The 841-nt window shown below is 67.5% G+C and carries 1 protein-coding gene and 1 pseudogene; both read right to left on the reverse strand.

Annotated features, from left to right (window positions below):
* Nucleotides 1-528 (reverse strand): 50S ribosomal protein L4 (gene rplD, locus EOA38_RS37845; protein ID WP_127301610.1); only part of this gene is annotated, 528 nt, incomplete at its 3' end.
* Nucleotides 528-841, reverse strand: a pseudogene (locus tag EOA38_RS37850) (50S ribosomal protein L3); the annotation flags it as partial. The pseudogene EOA38_RS37850 and the gene rplD, both read right to left, overlap by 1 nt.

Here is an 841-nt window from a genome sequence, read left to right on the forward strand (position 1 = left end):
GGGCAGCACGTCGATGTTCGGAATGTTGGTCGCCGCCAGCTTGAAGTTCTGGTCGAGCTCGGCGCCGCCGATCACCAGGGCGTTGGTCAGCCCCAGCGTCTCGAGGCTCGCCGCCAGCGCCTTGGTCTTCGCCTCGGCCAGCTTCAGCTCGTCGACGATGATCAGCGAGGCGCTCTTGGCCTTGGCCGAGAGCGCATGCTTCAGGCCGAGCGCGCGCACCTTCTTCGGCAGCTCGTGCTCGTGGCTGCGCACGACCGGGCCGTGCGCCTTGCCGCCGCCGCGGAACTGCGGAGCGCGTGCCGAATGGTGACGGGCGCGGCCCGTACCCTTCTGCTTGTACATCTTGGCGCCGGTGCGCGCGATCTCGGCGCGGCCCTTGGCCTTGTGGGTGCCCTGCTGCTTCTTGGCGAGCTGCCAGCGCACGACGCGCTGCAGGATGTCCTCGCGCGGGTCAAGGCCGAAAATCTCCTCGGAGAGTTTCACCTTGCCGGCGTCCTTGCCGCCGAGCGTTGTGATCTTGAGGTCCATTATTCTGCTCCCTCAGTAGCCGGGGCGTCGTTCTTGGCGACAGCGGCAGCGCGGATTGCGGCGGGCTTTGGTGCGTTGGCGGGCAGCGCAACCTTGGCCGCGTCGCGAACCAGGATCCAGGCACCCTTGACGCCCGGAACGGCGCCGCGGATCAGGATCAGGCCGCGATCGGCATCGGTCGAGACGACCTCGACATTCTGCGTGGTGACGCGGACGTCGCCCATGTGGCCGGCCATCTTCTTGCCTTTGAACACCTTGCCGGGGTCCTGGCGCTGACCAGTCGAACCGTGCGTGCGGTGCGAGACCGAGTTAC

Source organism: Mesorhizobium sp. M1E.F.Ca.ET.041.01.1.1 (genome assembly GCF_003997355.1).
Classification (GTDB): domain Bacteria; phylum Pseudomonadota; class Alphaproteobacteria; order Rhizobiales; family Rhizobiaceae; genus Mesorhizobium.